The sequence below is a fragment of the Phycicoccus sp. Soil803 genome (assembly GCF_001429685.1).
GTDB lineage: Bacteria > Actinomycetota > Actinomycetes > Actinomycetales > Dermatophilaceae > Pedococcus.
In genome coordinates, this window is sequence record NZ_LMST01000001.1 from 2780533 (window position 1) to 2801739 (window position 21207).

General features: G+C 70.0%; 22 protein-coding genes. 5 read left to right on the plus strand and 17 right to left on the minus strand.

Going from position 1 to position 21207, the window contains the following annotated elements; translation table 11 throughout:
* Positions 1 to 4: 4 nt before the first annotated feature.
* From ASG95_RS12780 to ASG95_RS12800, 5 genes are all read right to left on the minus strand, one after another.
* Positions 5 to 1369, minus strand: a complete 1365-nt coding sequence (locus tag ASG95_RS12780; RefSeq protein WP_057378899.1) for a GH1 family beta-glucosidase — start codon at positions 1367 to 1369, stop codon at positions 5 to 7.
* 2 nt (positions 1370 to 1371) lie between these two features.
* Positions 1372 to 2307 carry a carbohydrate ABC transporter permease gene (locus ASG95_RS12785; protein ID WP_082592586.1) on the minus strand — a complete coding sequence of 312 codons (936 nt, stop codon included), beginning with the start codon at positions 2305 to 2307 and terminating at the stop codon, positions 1372 to 1374.
* A 7-nt stretch (positions 2308 to 2314) separates the two neighbouring features.
* On the minus strand, positions 2315 to 3274 hold the full coding sequence (locus ASG95_RS12790; RefSeq protein WP_235543844.1) for a carbohydrate ABC transporter permease: 960 nt from the start codon (positions 3272 to 3274) through the stop codon (positions 2315 to 2317).
* Positions 3275 to 3397: 123 nt separating this feature from the next.
* The gene (locus ASG95_RS12795) at positions 3398 to 4654 is read right to left on the minus strand and encodes an ABC transporter substrate-binding protein (RefSeq protein ID WP_057377713.1); all 1257 of its coding nucleotides are present in this window, start codon (positions 4652 to 4654) and stop codon (positions 3398 to 3400) included.
* Between the two features lie 143 nt (positions 4655 to 4797).
* Complete coding sequence (locus tag ASG95_RS12800) at positions 4798 to 5676, minus strand: RimK family alpha-L-glutamate ligase (RefSeq protein WP_057377714.1); 879 nt, start codon at positions 5674 to 5676, stop codon at positions 4798 to 4800.
* 144 nt (positions 5677 to 5820) lie between these two features.
* Here ASG95_RS12800 and ASG95_RS12805 point away from each other — a divergent pair, with 144 nt between their 5' ends.
* Both ASG95_RS12805 and ASG95_RS12810 read left to right on the plus strand, forming a co-directional pair.
* On the plus strand, positions 5821 to 6660 hold the full coding sequence (locus tag ASG95_RS12805; RefSeq protein ID WP_057377715.1) for a DUF4097 family beta strand repeat-containing protein: 840 nt from the start codon (positions 5821 to 5823) through the stop codon (positions 6658 to 6660).
* The gene (locus ASG95_RS12810; RefSeq protein ID WP_057377716.1) at positions 6657 to 7262 is read left to right on the plus strand and encodes a PadR family transcriptional regulator; all 606 of its coding nucleotides are present in this window, start codon (positions 6657 to 6659) and stop codon (positions 7260 to 7262) included. The genes ASG95_RS12805 and ASG95_RS12810 overlap by 4 nt, the downstream gene beginning before the upstream one ends.
* A gap of 15 nt (positions 7263 to 7277) precedes the next feature.
* Here the strand turns inward: ASG95_RS12810 and ASG95_RS12815 are convergent, their stop codons facing one another.
* Entirely contained in the window at positions 7278 to 7754 is a 477-nt protein-coding gene (locus ASG95_RS12815; protein ID WP_057377717.1) for an RDD family protein, read from the minus strand.
* Positions 7755 to 7886: 132 nt separating this feature from the next.
* On the opposite strand from ASG95_RS12815, the gene glnA reads away from it, so the two are divergent.
* Complete coding sequence (gene glnA / locus ASG95_RS12820; protein WP_057377718.1) at positions 7887 to 9311, plus strand: type I glutamate--ammonia ligase; 1425 nt, start codon at positions 7887 to 7889, stop codon at positions 9309 to 9311.
* A gap of 363 nt (positions 9312 to 9674) precedes the next feature.
* Here the strand turns inward: glnA and ASG95_RS21365 are convergent, their stop codons facing one another.
* Complete coding sequence (locus tag ASG95_RS21365) at positions 9675 to 9812, minus strand: hypothetical protein (protein WP_157582028.1); 138 nt, start codon at positions 9810 to 9812, stop codon at positions 9675 to 9677.
* 550 nt (positions 9813 to 10362) lie between these two features.
* Between ASG95_RS21365 and ASG95_RS21370 the strand changes: the two genes are divergently transcribed.
* Both ASG95_RS21370 and ASG95_RS12830 read left to right on the plus strand, forming a co-directional pair.
* On the plus strand, positions 10363 to 10647 hold the full coding sequence (locus ASG95_RS21370) for an ANTAR domain-containing protein (RefSeq protein ID WP_157582031.1): 285 nt from the start codon (positions 10363 to 10365) through the stop codon (positions 10645 to 10647).
* 114 nt (positions 10648 to 10761) lie between these two features.
* Entirely contained in the window at positions 10762 to 10941 is a 180-nt protein-coding gene (locus tag ASG95_RS12830; RefSeq protein WP_056920700.1) for a hypothetical protein, read from the plus strand.
* A 49-nt stretch (positions 10942 to 10990) separates the two neighbouring features.
* Here the strand turns inward: ASG95_RS12830 and ASG95_RS12835 are convergent, their stop codons facing one another.
* The 10 genes from ASG95_RS12835 to ASG95_RS12880 all read right to left on the minus strand — a co-directional run bounded on the left by ASG95_RS12835 (position 10991) and on the right by ASG95_RS12880 (position 21138).
* Positions 10991 to 11656 carry an HNH endonuclease family protein gene (locus ASG95_RS12835; RefSeq protein ID WP_057377720.1) on the minus strand — a complete coding sequence of 222 codons (666 nt, stop codon included), beginning with the start codon at positions 11654 to 11656 and terminating at the stop codon, positions 10991 to 10993.
* A gap of 137 nt (positions 11657 to 11793) precedes the next feature.
* Positions 11794 to 12015 carry a PLDc N-terminal domain-containing protein gene (locus ASG95_RS12840; RefSeq protein WP_057377721.1) on the minus strand — a complete coding sequence of 74 codons (222 nt, stop codon included), beginning with the start codon at positions 12013 to 12015 and terminating at the stop codon, positions 11794 to 11796.
* A gap of 517 nt (positions 12016 to 12532) precedes the next feature.
* Entirely contained in the window at positions 12533 to 12838 is a 306-nt protein-coding gene (locus ASG95_RS12845) for a hypothetical protein (RefSeq protein ID WP_057377722.1), read from the minus strand.
* Positions 12839 to 13056: 218 nt separating this feature from the next.
* Positions 13057 to 13302: a hypothetical protein gene (locus ASG95_RS12850; RefSeq protein ID WP_057377723.1), complete on the minus strand. Its 246-nt coding sequence runs from the start codon at positions 13300 to 13302 to the stop codon at positions 13057 to 13059.
* Positions 13299 to 14024 carry a DUF2306 domain-containing protein gene (locus ASG95_RS12855; RefSeq protein ID WP_200961914.1) on the minus strand — a complete coding sequence of 242 codons (726 nt, stop codon included), beginning with the start codon at positions 14022 to 14024 and terminating at the stop codon, positions 13299 to 13301. Before ASG95_RS12855 ends, ASG95_RS12850 begins: the two co-directional genes overlap by 4 nt.
* The gene (locus ASG95_RS12860) at positions 14021 to 14713 is read right to left on the minus strand and encodes a hypothetical protein (RefSeq protein WP_057377724.1); all 693 of its coding nucleotides are present in this window, start codon (positions 14711 to 14713) and stop codon (positions 14021 to 14023) included. The genes ASG95_RS12855 and ASG95_RS12860 overlap by 4 nt, the downstream gene beginning before the upstream one ends.
* Before the next feature lie 112 nt (positions 14714 to 14825).
* Entirely contained in the window at positions 14826 to 17555 is a 2730-nt protein-coding gene (locus ASG95_RS12865; protein ID WP_057378903.1) for a LuxR C-terminal-related transcriptional regulator, read from the minus strand.
* Between the two features lie 66 nt (positions 17556 to 17621).
* Positions 17622 to 18416 (minus strand): hypothetical protein, encoded by a 795-nt coding sequence (locus ASG95_RS12870; protein ID WP_057377725.1) that lies wholly within the window; start codon positions 18414 to 18416, stop codon positions 17622 to 17624.
* Between the two features lie 95 nt (positions 18417 to 18511).
* Positions 18512 to 18706, minus strand: coding sequence for a hypothetical protein (locus ASG95_RS12875; protein ID WP_057377726.1), 195 nt, complete (start codon positions 18704 to 18706; stop codon positions 18512 to 18514).
* A 257-nt stretch (positions 18707 to 18963) separates the two neighbouring features.
* Positions 18964 to 21138, minus strand: a complete 2175-nt coding sequence (locus ASG95_RS12880; RefSeq protein ID WP_057377727.1) for an ATP-binding SpoIIE family protein phosphatase — start codon at positions 21136 to 21138, stop codon at positions 18964 to 18966.
* Between the last annotated feature and the right edge of the window lie 69 nt (positions 21139 to 21207).

Genomic DNA, 21207 nt, shown 5'->3' on the forward strand with positions numbered 1-21207 from the left:
GGGGTCAGTATTGCCTGCGGTCACCGGCGAGGAACGCGGCATACCAGCGTCCGCTGTCCTTGACCGTCCGCTCCTGGGTCTCGAAGTCCACGTGCACGAGGCCGAACCGCTTGGCATAGCCCTCGGCCCACTCGAAGTTGTCCATCAGCGACCACGCGAAGTACCCGGCGAGCGGGACCCCCGCGGCCACGGCACGCGACGCCGCCTCGAGGTGCGCGGCGAGGAAGTCGATCCGGCGCAGGTCGTGGATCTCCCCGTCCGGCCCCACCTCGTCGTCGAAGGCCGCGCCGTTCTCGGTCATCACCAGCGGCAGGTCGCCGTAGTCGCGGGTCACCCGCGTGAGGATGTCGAACAGGCCGTCGGCGTCCACCTCCCAGCCCATCGCGGTGGTGGGCAGCCCGCGGTCGGTGAAGTCGACGACGCCCGAGCCGGGGAACGCCCCGGGCGCCACCACGTGGCGGGTGTAGTAGTTCACCCCGAGGAAGTCGAGCGGGGCGCTGATCGTCTCGAGGTCGCCGTCGGCGACGAACGCGAGGTCGCTGACGTGGGCCACGTCCTCGACGACGTCCTTGGGGTAGGCGCCGCGCAGCACCGGGTCGAGGAACCACCGGTTCGACAGCCCGTCGATGCGACGCACCACGTCGTCCACCCCGGGCCCGTCGTGGGCCCCCGCGACCGGGTAGAGGTTGAGGGTGATCCCGACCTTCGCGTCCGGCACCCGCTCCCGGAGCGCCTGCACTGCGAGCCCGTGCCCCAGCATGAGGTGGTGCGCGGCGGCCAGGGCGTCGGCGCCGTCCGCTCGACCGGGCGCGTGCCGCCCGCTGCCGTACCCGAGGAAGGCCGAGCACCAGGGCTCGTTGAGGGTGATGAAGTGCTTGACCCGGTCGCCGAGGGCGTCGGCGACGTGCGCGGCATACTCCGCGAAGCGGTATGCCGTGTCGCGGGCGGGCCAGCCGCCCAGGTCCTCGAGTGGTTGGGGCAGGTCCCAGTGGTAGAGCGTGGCCCACGGCGTGATGCCGCGCTCGAGCAGGCTGTCGACCAGGCGGCTGTAGAAGTCGAGTCCGGCCTGGTTGACCGGACCCGAGCCGGTCGGCTGCACGCGCGGCCAGGCGATCGAGAAGCGGTAGGCGTCGACGCCCAGGCTCGCCATCAGGTCGGCGTCCTGCGGGTAGCGGTGGTAGTGCTCGACCGCGACGTCGCCGTTGTCGCCGTCGACCACCCGACCGGGTGTGGCCGAGAAGGTGTCCCAGATCGACGGTCCCCGGCCGTCCTCGGAGGTGGCGCCCTCGATCTGGTAGCTCGAGGTGGCCACGCCCCAGGCGAAGTCGTCCGGGAAGTCGCTGCGCGACAGGTGGTGGTTGATCGGCATGGTCATCCCTTGACTCCGCCCTGCATGATGCCGCCGATGATCTGGCGGCCGAACACGATGAACACGATGACGAGCGGCAGGGTCCCGAGCAGGGTCCCGGCCATGACCAGCGCCTGGTCGGTGTAGTAGCCGCCCGAGAGCCTGGACAGGGCGACCTGCACCGTCGGGTGCTCGGCGTCGAGGGTCAGGTAGGGCCACAGGAAGTCGTTCCAGCGCTCCATGAAGGTGAGCAGCCCCAGCACCGCCGCGGCCGGCCGCAGGATCGGGAAGACCACCGAGAAGAAGATCCGGAACGTCGACGCCCCGTCGACCCGGGCCGCCTCGATGAGCTCGTTCGGGATCGCCTGCGCGGCGTACTGCCGCATCATGAAGACCCCGAACCCGCTGACGAGGAACGGCAGCAGCGCCGACGGCAGGGTGCCGGCCAGGCCGAGCTTGCCCATCAGCATGTAGAGCGGCACGAGACCGAGCTGGACCGGGACCATCATGGTGCCGATCACGATGAGCAGCAATGCATTCCGTCCCCGGAACCGCAGCTTCGCGAACGCGAACCCGGCCAGCGCGGAGAGCACCACGACCGAGACGGTGGCGACGCCGGCGACCAGCACCGAGTTCACCATCGCCTGCCCGAAGATGACGTCCTGGTTGGCGAAGACGCGCGAGATGTTGGTCCCGAGCTGGTCACCCGGGGTGAGCGGCGGCGGCACCGAGGTGATGTCGCTGTTGGGCCGCGAGGCCATCACGACCATGTAGTAGAGCGGTCCGGCGGACAGCAGGACCGAGATCGCCAGGCAGAGGTAGACGAGCTTGCTGGCCGGGGTGGCACCGCTGCTCTGGGCGGCCAGCCTGGCCAGGGACCGACGACGCCGGGGGCTGGGCGCCTCGACCACGGGAACGGCGACCGGGGGCACGGGGGCGGAGAGCTGGATCTGGGTCATCGTCGCCTCACTCCGCCGACCGGATGCGCCGCAGCAGCAGCACGTTGACCGCCGAGAAGACCGCGATGAACAGGAACAGCACCCACGCGATGGTGGCCGCGTAGCCGAACCGCTGACCGGTGAAGGCCTGCTGGATGAGGTACATCGCGGCGGTCTGGAACTGCCCCGTCGTGCCGCCCCCGATGGAGTTCGCCCCCGGGTTGAACAGCAGGGGCTCGGTGAACAGCTGGGTGCCGCCGATGGTGGCGACCACGGACACGAAGATGAGGGTGGGGCGCAGCATCGGCACCGTGATCGACCGGAAGGTGCGCCAGCCGTTGGCCCCGTCGATGCGCGCCGCCTCGTAGATCTCGGTCGGCACCGACTGCAGCGCGGCCAGCAGGATCAGCGCGTTGTAGCCGGTCCAGCGCCAGTCGACCATGGTCGAGATGGCGAGCCACGACGACCAGCGGTGGTCCTGCCAGGCGATCGGGTCGACCCCCACGTGGCCGAGGATCCAGTTGAACAGCCCGAAGTCCCGGCTGAACATCATCGTGAAGATGATCCCGACCGCGGCGACCGACGTGACGTTCGGGAGCAGGATGCCCATCCGCCACCAGGTCGCCCCCCTCAGCCGCGAGTTGAGCATCTGGGCCAGCACCATCGCGAGGACCAGCTGCGGGATGGTGGCGACGACGAACATCCCGAAGGTGTTGAGCATCGCGTTCCAGAAGTCCTTGTCCTGCATCAGCTCGCGGTAGTTGCCGAGGCCCAGCCAGCCCTGGTCACCCGCGAGCAGGCTCCAGTCGTGGGTCGAGACCCAGGCCGTGTAGACCAGCGGGAACAGGCCGAAGACCGCGAACAGGATGAAGAACGGCGAGACCATCGCGTAGGGCGACAGACGGGTGTCGGCTCGCCGGAGCCGCTGCCGCCAGCCGGTCGCCGGCGGGGCTGCGCCGGCGACCTTCTCGGGCGTCGTGGTGGTCACGGATCTCCCTCGGGTGGGTGGTGCTGTGGCAGGTCGTTGGTGGTGCTGGGTGGTGGCGGTCGGGTGCCGGCTCGCGAGAGCGCCGGCACCCGACCGCAGCTGAGGTATGCCGCGGGCGTGCGGCTACTTCGCTGCCTTCTGGGCGGCCGCGATGGCCTCGGTCCAGCCTGCGGCCGCCGTGCGTTGTCCGCCCTCGACGGCGCGCAGGGCGTTCTCGACGGCGTCGCGGACCGGCTGGTTCTTGGCACCGAGGTAGACCGGCTTCAGGTTGGCCGCGCCGGCGACGAACAGCTCACCGACGGGGGCGTTGTTGAAGTAGTCGTTCTTGGCGTCCTTGAGGGCCGCCTCGGTGTAGAGCTTGGGGTTGGACGGGAGGTTCCCCGCCGCCTTGAACGCCGCGAGCTGGCTCTGACCGGTCGTCAGGAACTTGGCGAGCTCGACGGCTTCCTTCTGATGCTTGCTCTGGGTCGGCACGCCGAGCCAGGAGCCGCCCCAGTTGCCGCCACCGCCGGGGATCGTGGTGATGTCCCACTTCCCGGAGTTCGCGGCACCGGCCTGGTCCTTGATGTAGCCGGTCATCCACGCGGGGCAGGCGAGCGTGGCGAACGAGCCGTTCTTGAACCCGGCGTTCCACTCCGGTGAGAAGGCCTTGAGCTTCGCCGAGAGTCCGGTGTCGACCATCTTCAGCGACTCGTCCCAGGCCGACTTGACCGCGGGGTTGCTGTCGATGACCAGCTTGTCGCTGCGGTCGAAGTAGGTGTGGTCACCCGACTGCATGAGGATGGAGTTGTAGGTGTTGGTGGCGCTGTCGACGAAGTGCGACTTCGCGTCCTTGATCCCGGCCTGGTACTTCTGCCCGGTGGCGATGTACTCGTCCCACGTGGGCCACAGCTTGCCGACCTCGACGCGGTCGGTGGGGAGGCCGGCCTTCTCGAACAGGTCCTTGCGGTAGCACATGGCCAGGCCGCCGACATCGGTACCGAGCCCGATGGTGGTCTTGCCGTCGGCGGTCGTGGCGTTGGCGTACTTCCACGGGAGCCAGTTGTCCTTGAGCTCGTTGCTGCCGTACTGCTGCAGGTTCACGAACTTGTCGGCGCTCTGGAGGAAGTTGACGACCTGGCCCTCCTCGATGGCCACGACGTCGCCGGCGCCGGACCCGGCCGCGATCCGCTGGATCAGCTGGGTGTTGTACTTGCCGAGGTCGCCCTCGGCGGTCTCGACGACCGTGACGTTCGGGTGGTCCTTCATGTACTGCGTGTACAGGTCCGTGTAGCCGAACTTGCCGAACGTGCTCACCCGCAGCGTGACCTTCTCGCCGGATGAGGTGGAGCCGCCGTTGTCGCCACCGCAGGCGGCGGTGAGGGCGGCCGTAGCGATCATTGCGGCTGCGGGAACCAGCCAGCGAGAGCGTGAGTGCACCGTTGCACCTTTCGTCGGGCCCCCTTATGGGAGCGCTCCCGAACAGCGTGGGACCGGGCCGGCTGCCGGGTCAAGAGTTCCGTGGGAGCGTTCTCATTTCGTGATCATTCCGTGACCTTGAGGGAGCCGACGGGCTCCAGCACTGCCGCCACGGCGCTCGCGAACCGGGTCACCGAGCCCGGCGACATCCGCAGGAAGAGGTCGGGCTCGATGAGCTCGAGCTCCATCAGGGCCGGCTGCCCGTCGACGTCGACCAGGTCGACCCGGGCGTAGACCAGCGCGTCGGGAGCGCTGGCCATCGCCCTCCTGGCCACGTCGAGCTCGGCCTCGGTCGGCGTGTGCGCCACCTCCGAGCCGCCGTGCAGGGCCTGCACGCGGTAGTCGCCGGGCTTGGGCACCTTGCGCACGGCGTGCGACAGCTTGCCGCCGAAGAAGAACAGCGACACCTCCCCCGCCTCCACCCCCGCGGCATACGGCTGGACGATCGTGTCGCCCGCCTCGACGAGGACGAGCAGGTGGGCGCCCGCCTCCGGCGACCCGGCAGGCGCCTTGAGGGCGCCCCTGGCTCCGCCGTCGACCGCCGGCTTGATCACCACCTCGCCCCAGCCGGTCGCCACCATGCGCTCGACGGGGTCCGCCGCCCCCCTGGCGAGGGCCAGCGTGGGCAGGACGGGGATGCCGGCCTCGCCCAGCTCGAGCAGGTAGCCCTTGTGGGAGTTCCAACGAATCACTGTGGGGCTGTTGATGATCCGCGACACGGAGTCCACGTGGTCCGCCCACTCGAGGTACTCGTCGAGACGGTCGAAGTAGTCCCAGGTCGAGCGGATCACGACCAGGTCGAACGAGGCCCAGTCGACGCCAGGGTCGTGCCAGACGACCACCTCGGCGTCGTGACCGAGGCCGCGCAGCTCGTCGGCGATCGCCGGCGGCTCGGGGTCGTCGTACATGGGGTCGGACCAGGTGCAGAGGGCGATGCGGCTCACGGTGACCAGTCTGGCAGCGAGTGCGTGAGCAGGGGTTGCGCGACGCGGCATACGCGATATAACGTGAATATCGACAACGCGATATAGCGTGACTCTGGGCCAGCACGGCCCACCGTGACAGCACAGCCAGCGAGAGGACCCCCCATGAGCGAGGAATGGTCGATCGACACCCCCCGGGTGCTCGACATCGGAGGCGACGGCGAGAAGGTCGGGCGGCTCAGCGTCGCCGTCGTCGGCGGTCGCGTCGACGTGGTCACGCACACCGACTCCCCCACCGCCCGCGTCGAGATCGCCCAGATCGAGGGTATGCCGGTCAAGGTCACCTGGGACGGGTGGAAGCTCAAGATCACCCACGGCGTCGACTCGACCCGCATCCTCGACCGGGTGCGGCAGGCCTTCGACGGCCTCGAGCGCAACCGCGTCGCCCTGAGCATCTCGATCCCCGAGGAGGCGGAGACCTCCGTGAGCACGGTGAGCGCGAGCGGGTTGCTGGCCGGCATGCGAGCCGGGGCCAAGGCCAACACCGTCTCCGGGTCGATCACCATCGACGACGTGGTCGGCGACGTCGACATCAACACGGTCAGCGGTGAGGTCGAGTGCGGCAACGTCCGCGGGCGCCTCAAGGTGCACTCGGTCTCGGGGGCGGTCACCGCCCAGCAGAGCGACGTGCCCGAGGTCAGCATCAGCACGGTGAGCGGCGACGTGGCGCTGGACCTGCTCAACAGCGCGGCCTCGATCAAGTCGACCTCCGTCTCCGGCGACGTGACGGTACGGGCCCCCCACGGCGGTTACGACGTGACCGCCAACACCGCCTCGGGGCAGGTCGTCATCGACGGGCACGCGATCCACAAGCACTCCTACACGGCAGGCAACCGGCTCACCGACGGTGACGGCAGCCTGCGCGTCAAGGCCAACGCCGTCTCCGGGAACGTCGTGGTGCTCAGGAGCGCCGTGGCTGCCCAGCCGGATGGGGCGTCCGCATGAGCCCGGTCTTCGCGCACGGCCAGCTCCGGCTCTACCTGCTGGCGCTGCTCAACGAGGGGCCGCGGCACGGCTACGAGGTCATCCAGGACCTCGAGCACCGGTTCAACGGCCTCTACTCCCCCAGCGCCGGCACGGTGTACCCGAGGCTGGCCAAGCTGGAGGAGGAAGGGCTGGTCGAGCGGGCCGACGAGGGACGCAAGGCGATCTACCGGATCACCGAGGCGGGGCGCCAGGAGGTGCGGGACCGTCAGGACGAGCTGTCGAGCCTGGAGTCCGACCTCGACCTCTCGGTGCGCGAGCTCGCCGAGCAGGTGCGCTCCCGCGTCCGTGGCCAGACCAAGGACCTGCGTGCCGAGCTCAGGGCTGCCGCACAGGAGGCCCGCCGCACCGCCACCCCCGTCGGTGGGCAGGAGTCGTGGAACGGGTGGAAGGGCAGTGACCCCAGCGCGATCCGCGACCTCGAGCAGGCGGTGGCCGAGCTGCGCGCAGAGGCGCGCACGGCGTGGAAGCGGCACGGGCTGACCAGTGAGCAGAGTCGCGAGATCATCGACATCCTCACCGACGCGACCGGCCGGATCCGCGACGTCTTCACCCGCCGCTGACCCTCACCGCGCCGCTCAGGTGCGGACGATGAGGGTGCCGGCGGCCTTGTCGTGCAGGCTGCGGCCGTCCTTGTCCCAGAACATCGCCGGGAGGAACAGGCACAGCAGGACGGTGCGCACCACCACCTGGAACGGCCTCGCGCGCTGGCCGTCGAGCGACAGCACGCGCAGGCCGACGACCCGGTGGCCGAGCGTGTAGCCGGCCGTCCCCACGAGCAGCAGCTGCTCGAGCGCGAACAGGCCCAGCAGGATCAGGGTGTCGTTGCCGGAGGCCACGCCGGCGAACGGCAGCGGCACGTCGAACAACGCTGCCGCGATGAGCTGGCAGGCGGTCCAGTCGATCACGACGCCGACCAGGCGCCGCCCGAACCGGGCGATCGAACCGCGGCCGGTGCGCGGCATACCCAGTCGCTCTCCGGGGTATGCCGAGGGGGCGCCTGAGCGCGAACCCGGGCCTTCGAGCCAGGACCCGAGGTCCTTGCGGTCCACCACGGCGCCAGCCTCTCACGTCGTAACACCCGTGAAACATTCGGGTCATGGGCGAGAAATCCCCACCCGTTAGGGTCGACGGCGACACCAGTTGAGTCATGGGCGGTTTCGCCCGCCCCACCACAGGAGGTTGGTTTGTTCAGCAATGCTGACGAGGTCCTGAAGTTCATCAAGGACGAGGACGTCATCTTCGTCGATGTGCGGTTCTGTGACCTGCCCGGCGTGATGCAGCACTTCAACGTGCCGGCCAAGAGCCTCGACGCGGAGTTCTTCAAGGAAGGCCAGATGTTCGACGGGTCGTCGATCCGCGGCTTCCAGGCGATCCACGAGTCCGACATGAAGCTGATCCCGGACCCCACGAGCGCGTACCTCGACCCGTTCCGCAAGGAAAAGACGCTCATCCTCAACTTCTCCATCGTCGACCCGTTCACCGGCGAGGAGTACTCGCGCGACCCGCGCAACATCGCGGCCAAGGCCGAGGCGTACCTCAAGTCGACCGGCATCGCCGACACCGCGTACTTCGGTGCGGAGGCCGAGTTCTACGTCTTCGACGACGTGCGCTTCGAGACCAAGCAGAACGCCAGCTACTACTTCATCGACTCCGTCGAGGCCGCGTGGAACACCGGTCGCGAGGAGGAGGGTGGCAACAAGGGCTACAAGACCCGCTACAAGGGTGGCTACTTCCCCGTGCCGCCGGTGGACCACTTCGCCGACATGCGCGACGAGATGACGCTGGCCCTCCAGGACGCCGGCCTCACGGTCGAGCGCGCCCACCACGAGGTCGGCACCGCCGGCCAGCAGGAGATCAACTACCGCTTCAACACGCTGAAGCAGGCTGCTGACGACGTGCTGAAGTTCAAGTACATCATCAAGAACGTGGCGTGGAAGGGCGACAAGACCGTCACCTTCATGCCGAAGCCGATCTTCGGTGACAACGGCTCGGGTATGCACTCGCACCAGTCGCTCTGGAAGGACGGCGAGCCGCTGTTCTACGACGAGCGCGGCTACGGCGGCCTGTCGGACATCGCCCGCTGGTACATCGGTGGACTGCTCAAGCACGCCCCGGCGCTGCTGGCGTTCACCAACCCGACGGTGAACTCCTACCACCGCCTGGTCCCCGGCTACGAGGCCCCGGTCAACCTGGTCTACTCGGCGCGCAACCGCTCGGCCTGCATCCGCATCCCGATCACCGGTGACAACCCGAAGGCCAAGCGCGTCGAGTTCCGCGTGCCGGACCCGTCGGCCAACCCGTACCTGGCCTTCTCGGCGATGCTGATGGCCGGCCTGGACGGCATAAAGAACCGGATCGAGCCCCCGGAGCCGGTGGACAAGGACCTCTACGAGCTGCCGCCGGAGGAGCACGACGCGATCGCGCAGGTCCCCGGTTCGCTCCCCGAGGTGCTCGACGCCCTCGAGGCCGACCACGAGTTCCTGCTCGAGGGTGACGTGTTCACCAAGGACCTCATCGAGACCTGGATCGAGTGGAAGCGCAAGAACGAGGTCGACCCGATCCGCTTCCGCCCGCACCCGCACGAGTTCGAGATGTACTTCGATATCTGACGGAGCTTGCGAAGTCAGATATCGAACGAAGACACAGCGACATCTGAGCCGAGCGAGGAACGAGCGAGCCAGATCTGCCCAGCGAGTCCGCTCGCGCTGCCATCACTGCACCAACGGCAGCGCGGGCGGACTCGTCTGCGTCGGGCCACCTGTGCCCGTCCGAGCGCCGGGACCGCGACCCGGGCATCGTGTCCCTCCTGCGCCCGGGCCGCGGAGCCCCTGCAAGGNGGGAGGGCACGAGGGGGATCGGAAACCTCAACCTCAGGCCGCGGTACCTGCATCGTTACCCGTGGAGAGGCTGGCTCAAACTCGAATGTTCCTGCGGAGTCGGGCGCGGGTGAGGCCATCACCGCCGGGGGCCGCTCACCTGAACTTCGTCCAGGTCAGGAACACTCCCACCCCGACCACGACGATGAGGCTCAAGAGCGCGAGGTCCTGCCAGGCGGGAGTGGTGCGGTAGGTGCGACGAGTTTCGCGGGCGTGACGATCGTCTCTGGCCATTGGGGTGACTCCTTGCGTTGGAGGGGACTCCTGTCCGCCAGACGGATCGGCCAGACGTCAGTCGGCACAACCGGCACAACGGTAAAGCGACCGCCGGAGCCTCCCTGTTACACGCCGAGCTCCCCGGTCTTCGGCCCGCCACCCAGTTCGGCGAGGTGCATGCGCCCCGCGCAATCCCCAAATCAGCGGTGAGCCCGCTCGCCCTGGCAGTGACGAGCTGGGCGCCGCTGTCGAGGGTTCGTGAACCGTGTTTGTCCGGACTTGTCTGGCCGCACACGCCGATCTACTGTGTGCTCAGGTCAAGGCGCGGCCCTCCCACCTGGGAGAAGTTCAGGGTGTTTTCCAGGAGGTAGTTGTGAGTCAGCAAACTGTGCACACCAAGAATGGGGGGCGACGCGCGACCGACTCGGAGTCGCAGCGGACCCTGGAGGAACTGAGCGCTCAGGTGGCTCGTAACCGGGCCGACATCGACGCTTTGCAGGTAGGGGCCGAGGAGGCCTCCGCTCGGGCGGATGCGAGTGATGACCGGGGCATCGCGCACGACACGAGGATGGACGCCCTCGAGGCCCGATTCGACGTGGATCGAGAGGTGATCGCCCAGCTGCAGGCCGATGGGCTGCTGAGCGAGGAGCACGCGGCACACCTGAGTCACGCCCTGCAGTCGTCGCGCAAGATCGGCGCCGCGATAGGCATCGTGATGGCGGAGCGCAAGGTCAGCGAAGCAGCCGCCTTCCACATCTTGAGCAAGGCCAGCCAAGACTCCAACCGCAAGCTGCAGGTCGTCGCCCATGAGGTCGTCAGCGATGGCAACACAAGGGGCCTGCGCCCGGACTGACCGCGTGTGCTAACCACGGAGAGTGGGGGGCTCACCCAGGTTTGACCCAGCGGAGCCAGGCCCCGACCGCGCACCGCGAGCGTGGCGTGGCGAGCCTCGCTACTGTGCGGTTGCATGCAGACTCCCGTGACCGTCCCGAACCTCCTCGCCGACATCGACACCGCCCGGCAGACGCTCGCCGAGGCCCTGCGGGAGTCCGATCCCGAACGCCAGCGCACCCTCGCGCTCATCGCCCAGGCCGCGGGACAGATCGCCCAGGCCGAGGCGCAGTGGCTCAGCACCACGGTCGGCTAGTCGCGCGACGGGTCGTGGACCCGTGGCGAGGAAGCCTTGCCAGCGGTGGTCAGCGCGCTCTTGCCGGAATGGTGACGGCGCGCGAGCCGCAGGTGCCAGACAGGATGCTGGAGAGCTTGCTGCGCTCGGCGGAGTCCATCGTCAGCCGCCATCGGTACTTGATCTGCACCCAGTAGATCGCGTAGAGGCACCGGGAGGACGTCCGCGGAGGCAGCCACTGCGCGGGATCGGACGCGCCCTTGGACGAGTTGAGGTTGTCCGTGATGGCGTTCAGGTTCGGGTAGTACAGGTCGTTGGAGTACCGGTGGCGGTCGGTGGTGGTCCAGGAGCGGGCCCCCGAGCCCCATGCCTCGGCCAAGGCGACGTGGTGGTCGATGTCGACGTCCGCAGGGTTGGTCCAGGTGCGTCCGTCCCATTTGGAGACCCACTTGCCGGCCCGGACGTAACACCGGTTGCTGGACGTGTAGGAGACCGGAACCAGCGACTCGGAGATGAGGACCTCGGCGCGGGTGTTCTGGCAGTCGCCGTTGGCATCGATCCAGTCCTGGAACCTGGCCCTGTCGTAGCTCGCGTTGTTCTCCGCCGCCACGCTGATCTTGAACAGGAGTGACCGGGCACTCGTGGTGACGGCGTCCGCCGGGGCCGCGGAGCCAACCGCCAGGCTGGCGGAGGTGACCATGGCCAGGGTGGCCGCGATCAGGCGAGCGGAAGTCACGTTGCCAGCGGACCACAACCAAGCCGTCGGCGTCCTCCGCCAGAAGGTTGACTCCGACGAGGAGAGCCCTCTGACAGCCCATTGAAGAACGCCTACCGGCAGGCGTGGGCGGGACGTCTTCCTCCCATGTGTTGACTCTATGACGAGACCTGACGCGCCAGAGCCGGCCGCGGGATGACCGCGTAGAGCAACGCGCCGAGCCATCCCAGGATGACTATGAGCACGACGAAGAGCACCTTGTTCTGACCAGCTGCCTTCCATTGCTGGTCCGGACGCCGCAGGGCATCGACAAGGGCCCAGAGCCACAGCACGAAGCCAATCAGCACGATGATGTGCCAGCCCTCGAAGAGTCCCCTCATGGCGGCCAGTGTGCCGGTGCCTCAGACTTCCCGCAGTCAGTTGGGGAAATCGAAAGACCGATCCCCGGCCGGCGGTAGTCAGGAAGCTCGTCAGGCCGGGTCCAAGCGGCTGGCTCGTCCAGGCGGGCGAGCAGCTCGAACTCTGGCGTCCCGAATGTCTCGAGGGCGTAGGCCCTCCGGACCAACGTCGCCCCCACTCGTACGAACGAGCGAGCAACGAGCGAGCCCCCACCGGACCAGTAGCGGGGACTCACCCGTTCTTCGTTGGGTGCCGACGGAGGACGAAGGGGATGAACGCATGCGGCGACGCAGCCTCCCGGGGATGGCCCGTGCTTCGACCTCGCAATGACGGGTAAGACCCCTGCGGCGCATCGTCGGTGTCCAGAAGCGCGGCTTCGGCGGTGACGTCCTCTCGCGTTTGCACGCCAGCGGCCGAGAGCGCCCCCACCCACCAGGGGTGAGGGCGTTCTCGGGTCACGCCGTGACCTGACGCGAGGTCAGGTCAGCAACCGTCAGGTCAGGCGTCGTGGTCGCTGTTGGCGTTGCCGCGCGTCCCGGACTTGGCCAGGCCACGAGCGATCATGTAGCCGATGGTCAGGAACGTGATGTAGCGAAGGGCCTGCTCGGCGCTGAACGGGTCGGCGCCGCCGTCGCCACCGTCACCGACGACGAGCGCGGTCAGCGCCACGGCGAGAACCGCGGCCACGTAGGCGATCAGCTCGGTGGTGCGGGCAGCCGGACGGGTCTCGGTCGACACGTGGCGGTTGCCGCGGGTGGTGACGTCGTGGTTGGTGGTGACGTCGTGGTTGGTGGTCGTAGCCATGAGGACTCCTGTTTCCTCCGAGCATTCGGAGGCTTGATGGTGAATCCCGCGCAATGGCCCTTGTTTAGACACTCGACACCTCGGATTGAGGGGCGGCGGCCTGGCCTCGATGGGCGGCCGCGTCATGCGGTGGTTGAAGACTGTCCTACTTCTCTCAGCGCTGTCAATTCGAGAAACCGCAGGTCAGAGCCTCGCCGGACCCTCTCGCACCCGTGCGATCAGCGACCGTCGGCCTGCAGGTGCTGGACCTCCACGCGAAGCAGGGTGACCCCCAGGTCTCGGACCCGGTCGAGCAGTCCGTGCAGCTCGGCCTGGTCGGCGACCTCTGCCGTCAGGGTGGTGGTGCCGTCGCTCTCGTGGGTCATGGTGAACGCGTTGAACGACGAGCCCCAGTGATCCCCGAGGTGCCCGTCGACCTGCAGCCGGTAGCGGGTCGGCGCTGGCCGGCGATCGGGCTGGTTCACGGCGAGCCCACCCGAGCGACCAAGTTGCCCGGGCGGCCGGGGCGACTCGTGCCACCCGCAGGACCACGGCGGCGCGGACTCCTGCCACGGCGGATGACCAGCTCCGCGACGGCGAGGTTGATCGCCCAGCCGGCCCCGAGTCCGAGGTCGGTCGACGGGGACGCGTCACCGAGGAGGGCATGCGCGAGGCCGAGGGTGAAGGTCTGCGTGCCGGCCCCGAGGGCGAGCGCGTAGGCCCGGGTCATCCAGGCCTGGTGGGTGGCGACGTCGGCGCGTCGGATGGCCGCGAAGCCGAGCGTGATGCTGGCCGCCATGCCCGACCCGGCGGCCAGCCGGAAGAGGTAGGCCAGCACACCGGTGTCGGTCTGGCGCGGGTAGAACAGGGTCATCCACAGACCGGAGAAGGCCACTGCGAGACCGAGGGCGACCAGAGCGCGACCGGCCGCCCGGTGCCAGCCGGGCCGGCGACGACGCAGCCGGGCGGAGAACTGGAAGGCGCCGAGGACGGCATACGGGATGACGCTGAGGACGTGCACCACGACCGGCGCGGGCGACGCGGAGATCCGCGCGTTGTGCGGCAGGACCTCTGGACCACCGAACACCTCCACCAGGCGCAGGGTGCCCGCGACGACTGGTATGCCGCTCAGCGCGACCAGCGCGTAGGGCACCCACCCGGTCGGCCGGGCCGGCCGGGTGGGCGCCGCACGAAGGAGGCTGGTCACTTGGCGCCGGCCAGGTCGTGCCGTGCGCCTGCGTTGGTCGGCGCGACCGGACCCGCGGTCCCGGCGCGGCCTTCACGCCACAGGCTGTAGCCGAGGCCGACCATCGCGACACCGATGGGGAGGGCGAAGAGCCGGAAGTTCAGCTGTGGCACCAAGGGGATCGCGATCGTGGCGACGGTGCCCGCGGACAGGAGGGCGGCGGCCCACCGGGCGAGGACGTTGGCTCGGAAGAGCGCGACACCGAAGAGGAAGCCACCGAGCAGGTACGTCACGGCGTTGACCGCGCTGAGCGGACCCATGAGCCCGATGTCACCGGCCGCCTTGCCGTTGGTGGCTGCGGCGACGACGTCGGCGACGTAGCCGGGTGAGGTGTCGGCGATGGAGGGCAGGACGACCAGACCCACGATCTCGATGGCCAGCATGAGGAGGTAGCCGATGGCGAAGAGGACGTAGCCGAGCAGCCCGAGCACTCGAGTCTGCTTCACCTGGCGGAGGTACATCCCGGTGATGCCCGCCAGCGACAGGACGGCCATCACCACCTTCATGCCCTGGCGGACCTTCCACTCGGTCGTGGAGACGAACGCCACGTCGATCGGCGGGTGCTTGACCTGGACGGCGATGAACAACGCTCCCGCAACCACGGCGCAGAGGCCGGCGGCCCGGATCAGCTTGCTGGTGGTGATGGTCATGACTGGCTCCTGGGTCGAGGTCCTCGGCGAGGCGCCGCGGGGGATGTCCTGAAGGTAGGAGCCGGCAGGATGACCTGGCGTCACCCAACGATGTGACCTGCGGGGGTGATCTCTAGAGCAGGCCCCGCTCGCGGGCCCTGCGGACCGCTGCCCGACGGGTGTTGACGTCGAGCTTGGTGAAGATGTGCTTGGTGTGCGTCCGCAGCGTGTTGTGCGACACGAACAGCTCGCGGGCGATCTGCGGCCCGGTCAGCTCGCTGTCGAGCAGCCGGAGCACCTGGAGCTCACGGTCGCTCAGCAGCTCTGTTGTCGCCGGCAGCTGCCGCGCACGGCCGGCGGCTCCGGCGGGGGCGCCCCCGCGACCAAGGATGAGCCGGGCGCGCGCGGCGGCTGTTCCCCCTGGCCCGGCAGCGTCGTGCCGTTCGACGGCACGCAGCAGCTCGAGCATCGGGGCGCCCTCGTCGAGGAAGAGCCGCACGGACGACTCGGGCTCGGCTGCGTCGGCCAACGCCTGGGCGAGCAGGCCCACGGCAGCCGCACGGTCGCCACGAGCGTCGGTGACCACGGCACTGAGCACGGCGATCTCCAGCAGGCTGCCGCCGCGTGCGAAGGCCCGCGCGTCGTCGGCCAACCGCCGCAACAGGCCGAGCGCCTCGTCCAGCGTGCCGGGGTCGGCATCGGGGTCGGCGCGGTGTCGGGCGACCAGCAGCCGCACCAACGTCAGGTGGTCGAACTCGCGGAGGTAGTCGGCGCTGTCATCGGTGGTCACGCCGCGCTCCCCCGCCCAGCGAGCCACCTGCGGAAGGTCGCCGGCCGTGATCCACACCCGAGCCCTGATCGCCGCGATGGGACGGACGTCGGGGAAGAACCCCGGACGGTAGGCCTCCTCCGCCTGGGTCAGGAGCGCCACCGCCTCGGACCGGTCGCCACCCGCCGCGGCCACGCGACCCCTGGCCACGAACCACCGGTGGAGGCTCTCGGTCATCGGCGCCCGTTCGGCCAGAGAGGCGGCAGCGTCGAGGTGGCGCGTGGCGGCGTCGAGGTCCCCTGCGTCACAGTCCATCTCGCTGAGCCCCACGTGCAGGGTGGCCGTGGCCCGGGCGACTGGTTCGCCGTGCGCCTCCGCCAGCTCCAGGGCCCGCTCGTACAGTCCACGCGCCTCGGCCGGCCGACCCGCCGCGATCAGCAGGTCGGCGAGGACCACGGTGCTGGTGAGCTCGTCGACCGTGTTGCCGGCCGCGTGCAGGCTCGCCACCGCTGCGGTGAAGGTGTCGGACGCCGTCCCCACGTCGCCCTTCGCCCACGCCGCGAGCCCGAGGAAACCCGCGGCCCCGCCCCGGGCGAGGTGGTCCTGGGGTCCGGCCAGCGCAAGCGCGCGGGTGGCCTGGGCGACGGTGCCGGCGACGTCCCCATGCGCCTGGGCGATGGCCGCGCGGTGCACCGCGATCGTGGCGGGCAAGGTGCGCAGGTCGTCGGTGTCCGCCCACGGCAGGGCCGGGTCGGGGCCGGCCGCGAGGGCCCGCTCGGCGTCATCGAACCGTTCCCCGACTGCGTCGAGGTCCCCGGACACCATCAGCAGGTAGCCGTAGAACACGCTGAGCACCGGGCTGCGCCGGACCGTCGCGTCGGGCAGCTCCTTGAGCCAGCCGAGCAGGAGGGTTTCGCGGCGGTGTCGCCTGATCGCCGGCACCGCGAGCTCCATGAGGTATGCCGCGCGGTCGAAGTCCCCGGCATCGAGCGCGTGGCGGACCGCGTCGTCGGTGAGGTCCTTTTCCTCGTACCAGCGGCTGGCCCGCCGGTGCAGCAGCGGGACCAGCTCCGGGTGGTCGGCCAGCAGGTGCGCCTTGAGGACGTCGGCGAAGAGGTGGTGGTAGCGGTACCACCGCCGGTCGTCGTCGAGCCGGACGAGGAAGAGGTTGGCGCGGTCGAGGAGGTCGAGGACGCGTTGGCCGTCGGTGCGACCGGTGAGCGCGTCGCACAGGGGGCCGGTCAGGCGATCCACCACCGCGGTCTGCAGCAGGAAGTCGCGGACCTGCTCGGGCTGGTGGGCCAGCACCTCCTCGACGAGGTAGTCCACGACGTAGCGGTCCGTGCCGGCGAACCGCGAGACGAAGCCGCTCGGGTCAGCGCGCCCGCGCATGGACACGGCGGCGAGCTGGAGCGCGGCGATCCATCCCTCGGTGCGCTGCTCCAGCGACGCGACGTCGGAGTGGGAAAGCCCCAGTCCCGCAACGGAGTTGAGGTAGGCCGTGGTCTCGGCCAAGGTGAAGCGCAGGTCCGCGGCGCGAACCTCGACCAGCTCGCCGCGGACCCGCCAGCGGGGCAGGGGAAGGTCCGGGTCGGCGCGCGTGCTGACCAGGACGTGGACGTTCGCCGGGAGGTGTTCGAGGAAGAACGTCACTCCCGTGCGGACCTCCGGGTCGACGATCACGTGGTAGTCGTCGAGCACGAGCCAGACCTCGTCGGGCGCCGCGCCCAGGCCGTTCACCAGGGGCGTCAGCAGTGCTTCCGGCGACATCGGCCCGGACTCGATGCGCACCACCGCCCCTGGGTCGAGACCAGTCACCACCCGCTGCAATGCGGCGACGACGTAGGCCCAGAAGGCCGCGGCCTCGTTGTCCGACGGGTCGAGCGAGACCCAGGCGACCGCTCGCCCGCTGGATGCCGTCTGCTGTGCCCAGTCGGACACCAGGGTCGTCTTGCCGAACCCGGCCGGTGCGGACACGAGGGCCATTCGCACCCGCTCCCCCGTGTGCAGGACGTCGCGCAGCCTGGGCCGAGCCACCAGCCCCTGTCGTGGCCGCGGGATGTAGAGCTTGGTCCCGATCAGCGGACGTGCCACGTGCTTCCCCGTTCCGAGGTGCACCACCGACCGACGCGTGGCGTTGCCCCGCCCACGCTAGTGCTTTCAGAAGCCGCCCATGTCGCCGCCGCCGAAGTCGCCGCCGAACCCGCCCGAGTCGAACCCACCCGAGTCGAACCCGCCGGAGTCGTAGCCCGCGTCCGCCGCCCCCACGTCGCCGGTCGAGTCCGCAGCGTCGCCACCGGTGTCTCCCCCGTCGGACCCCGACTCGGCCGACCCGGACTCGTCGGACCCGGACCCGGATCCGTCCGAGCCAGACCCGTCCGTGCCGTCGGATCCTGCCGACGTGTCCCCTGCCTCGGCTGCCTCGGGTGAGGAGTCATAGCCGTCGAACAGCGAGTCGGCGATGGCGGACCCGATGACGACCCCGGCGATGGTGCCCATCATCGAGCCCATGATCGTGCCGCCCATCCCCAGCCCTCCGCCGACCATCCCGCCGCCGAACCGGCCGCGGCTGAAGGTCTGCTCGAGGTAGCCGGGCTGACGCAGCTCGGCGCGGGTCGCTGCCCGTGCCATCGACTGCGGGTCGGCCGTCGGCGGGGACTCCCCCGCCGGAAGCCCGGAGGACAGCTCGGCCAGCACCTGCTGGCGCTGCTCGGGGGTCAGCCGGGCGAACGCCTCGGCGTGCACCTGCTCCAGCGCCTCCGGCGGCGCGGTGCGCAGGAGGTAGCGGTAGCGCGCGATGGCGCGGTCATCCTCGGACGCCGGCCCCGACGTAGCGGGTCCTGAGGTGGCGGGTCCGGAGGCGGACGGCGCGGGGCGCGTGGATGGTGCCGGCCCGGCATACCCGCCCTGGGTCTGGAGCGGCTCGCGGCCGAGCAGTCGGTCGAGGAAGCCCATGGCACTCTCCATCGGGAGGTGGGCAGCTGGTTGCCCACGGTGCCACCACCCTGCAACGCCGGCGCCTCGAAAGCAATCAGGCGGGCGGCGGGTGGTCAGGAGGTCAGCGGGCGGACCGAACCTTCGAAGGCGGAGCGGCCCCGGCCCGTGGCGAGCGAGGCCTCGGCGCGGGCGTGGGCGTTCGTGGCCAGACCGGTCGAGGCGCCCACGCCGTCACGCTGGTCGAGTGCGGAGGAGTCGCCGTCCATCATGGGGATGAAGCGATCGAGCAGCTGCTGCCACATGTCCATCCGGCCCTTCTGTGCCCAAGCCGATCGTGGGGGCCCGATCGGCGACTGTGCCGTCTTCTGACGCGCAGCATGTACGATCCCCGACCTCGAGTGGTGGTGACGCGCCGCAGCGATGCGTCTCATTCGTTGGTCAGGGAGCACTGGCCGAACGGTTGACCGGACAGCCCGGACGAACCGGGGCGAGTCGGGCACCAACTGGCCGACCTGTCGTCCCGATCGGTGCCGACCAGTAGCCCATCGGCGCAGGTCACGGCCGGTCAGGTCGTCCAGCCGCTGCCGGTCGAGGCTCCGGCTTCGACCAGGTCCACCGCGACCTCGAACCACACCGTGGTGCCGGCCGAGGTGCGGTGCGCCCCGAACGCGTCGGCGATGGCCTTCACGAGGGACAGCCCGCGACCACGGACCGCCATGGTGTCGGCGCCGGTGAGCAACGGCTCCCCGCGGTTGCCGCTGTCGGCGACGGTGACGGCCACGATCCCCGTGTCGAGGTCCATGGTGAGGTGCGACTCGGTGCCGGCGTGGAGGACGGCGTTGGTGATGAGCTCGGAGATCCCGGTCACGATGGTGTGCTGGTCGCCGTCGCCGACCTTCCAGTCGACCAGCTGCTCGCGCGCCCAGTCGCGGGCGGCGCGCACCGACTCGGGCATCGGCGGCACGACGATCGCGGACCTGCGGTGCCCCTCCGGAGAGCGACCCACCGCGATCACCGCACAGTCGTCCTCCTGCCCGGAGGCCTGCACCATCGCGTCCATGATGTGGTGCGCCACGCTGCGGGGGCTGCCGGGCGGCAGGTCGGCCAGCACGGCGAGCAGACGCTCCTCGCCCTGGTCGAACGCCTCCCCGCGCCGTTCGAGCAGGCCGTCGGTGAACCCGACGAGCATGTCGCCGATGCCCAGGGTCAGGTGGTGGGCCGGTCGCACGCCCTCGATCCCGAGGGGCGGCCCGACCGGCATCTCGACCAGCGTCCCGCGCGGGCGGCCGTCCAGTCGCGAGGCCCTGCCGAACAGCAGTGCCGGCAGCGGGTGACCCGCACTGGCCAGCACCACCTCGCCGGTGTCCGGCTCCACCGTGCCGTAGAGCATCGTGACGAACAGCTCGCCACCGAACGCCATGCCCGGTCGGGCCCGTGGGCTGCCCAGCGGCATCGACGCCGGCCACAGCGCGTCGAGGTCCCACACCACCCGGTCCAGGGCTGCCATGACCGACGCCGGGTCGCTGTTGGTCAACGCGGCGCCGCGGCAGGCGGCGCGGACCTGCCCCATCACCGTGGCCGCCATCACCCCGCGGCCGACGACGTCGCCGATGACGATCGCCAACCGGCCGCCGGGGAGGAAGAACGAGTCGTAGAAGTCGCCCCCGGCCACGGTCCCCTCCGACACCGGCTCGTAGCGGGCGGCGATGCTGATCGCGTCGGACTGCGGGAGGTTCGGCGGCAGCAGGGTCCGCTGGAGCAGCTCGGCCGTGGTGCGCTCGGCGTCATAGACCACGGCGCGGCCCAGCGCGTCACCGACCAGGTCGCGGAACGGCGCCAGCACTGCCACCACGTCGTGCGGCACGGGTACCGCCTCGCGCTGGATCACCAGCGCGGCCTGGCTCGCGCCAGTGCGGAAGGGGACGGCCACGACCTCACCGTTGTCCGACAGGTACGGCTCACCGCGCGCGATGGCCTGGGCGATGATCCCGGCCAGGTCCTCCCCGAGCTCGGACCAGATCAGGGGCAGCCGCTCCTCGTCCGGGGACAGCTGCTCGATGCGGTGCCGCCGGGCCATCCGCCACGACGCGGGCGAGGGCGAGGGCAGGCAGATCGAGACCGAGAGGCCGTCGAAGGCCACCATCGCCTGGCGCAGCACCACCTTGCACACGTCGTCGACCGTGACTGCCACGGCCAGCAGCGCCGCGAGCTTGGCGACGGCCCGGGCGCGGCCGATCGCGTTCGTGGTCTCGACGATGACGTGCAGCACCGCCAGGACCTCCCCATCGGCTCCCATGACCGGCGAACCGCTCCTCAGGTAGTAGCCGACGTCGCCGCCGTCCGAGACACCGAGGGCTCCCGAACCATGGCCCGGCCCGACCTCCCGACCACGGTCGAGGCGCAGCTCGACTCCTTCGTCGAGGAAGGGCTCCGCCTCGGTGAAGGCCCGCTCGAGCAGTGGCCCCACCTTGGGGTCGTCCCAGACCTCGGCGACGACCTTGCGGGCAGACTGACCGAAGGCCGACGGGTGCTTGCTGCCGAGCAACTCCCGGAACGCGTCGTTGTAGAGCATCGTGAAGTCGGCGCCGCACAGCAGGGCCACCGGGAGGGGGCACTCGAGCGCGATCTCCCACGCCGCCTCGAGCTGGGTCGGCCACTGCGCCCGGGGACCGAGGGGCGTGGCAGCCCAGTCGCTGTGCGCAGCAAGGCGTCTCGCCTCTCGCGTTCGGCCCTCACCCACGCAGTCCGCCTCTGTCCGCCGCTCTCTCGCCGCTGCACGTGCCGCACGCGGTTCGCCCTACCCGAAAGG

Bases quoted from the DNA above. Each gene is read 5' to 3' on its own strand.
- ASG95_RS21370 (WP_157582031.1), top strand. From the start codon at position 10,363: ATGGACGCCCTCGAGGCCCGATTCGACGTGGATCGAGAGGTGATCGCC.
- ASG95_RS12870 (WP_057377725.1), bottom strand. From the start codon at position 18,416: ATGGGCTTCCTCGACCGACTGCTCGGCCGCGAGCCGCTCCAGACCCAG.
- ASG95_RS12845 (WP_057377722.1), bottom strand. From the start codon at position 12,838: ATGGCTACGACCACCAACCACGACGTCACCACCAACCACGACGTCACC.
- ASG95_RS12785 (WP_082592586.1), bottom strand. From the start codon at position 2,307: ATGACCCAGATCCAGCTCTCCGCCCCCGTGCCCCCGGTCGCCGTTCCC.
- ASG95_RS12805 (WP_057377715.1), top strand. From the start codon at position 5,821: ATGAGCGAGGAATGGTCGATCGACACCCCCCGGGTGCTCGACATCGGA.
- ASG95_RS12840 (WP_057377721.1), bottom strand. From the start codon at position 12,015: ATGAGGGGACTCTTCGAGGGCTGGCACATCATCGTGCTGATTGGCTTC.
- ASG95_RS12780 (WP_057378899.1), bottom strand. From the start codon at position 1,369: ATGCCGATCAACCACCACCTGTCGCGCAGCGACTTCCCGGACGACTTC.
- ASG95_RS21365 (WP_157582028.1), bottom strand. From the start codon at position 9,812: ATGGCCAGAGACGATCGTCACGCCCGCGAAACTCGTCGCACCTACCGC.
- ASG95_RS12830 (WP_056920700.1), top strand. From the start codon at position 10,762: ATGCAGACTCCCGTGACCGTCCCGAACCTCCTCGCCGACATCGACACC.
- ASG95_RS12810 (WP_057377716.1), top strand. From the start codon at position 6,657: ATGAGCCCGGTCTTCGCGCACGGCCAGCTCCGGCTCTACCTGCTGGCG.
- ASG95_RS12875 (WP_057377726.1), bottom strand. From the start codon at position 18,706: ATGGACATGTGGCAGCAGCTGCTCGATCGCTTCATCCCCATGATGGAC.
- ASG95_RS12860 (WP_057377724.1), bottom strand. From the start codon at position 14,713: ATGACCATCACCACCAGCAAGCTGATCCGGGCCGCCGGCCTCTGCGCC.
- ASG95_RS12795 (WP_057377713.1), bottom strand. From the start codon at position 4,654: ATGATCGCTACGGCCGCCCTCACCGCCGCCTGCGGTGGCGACAACGGC.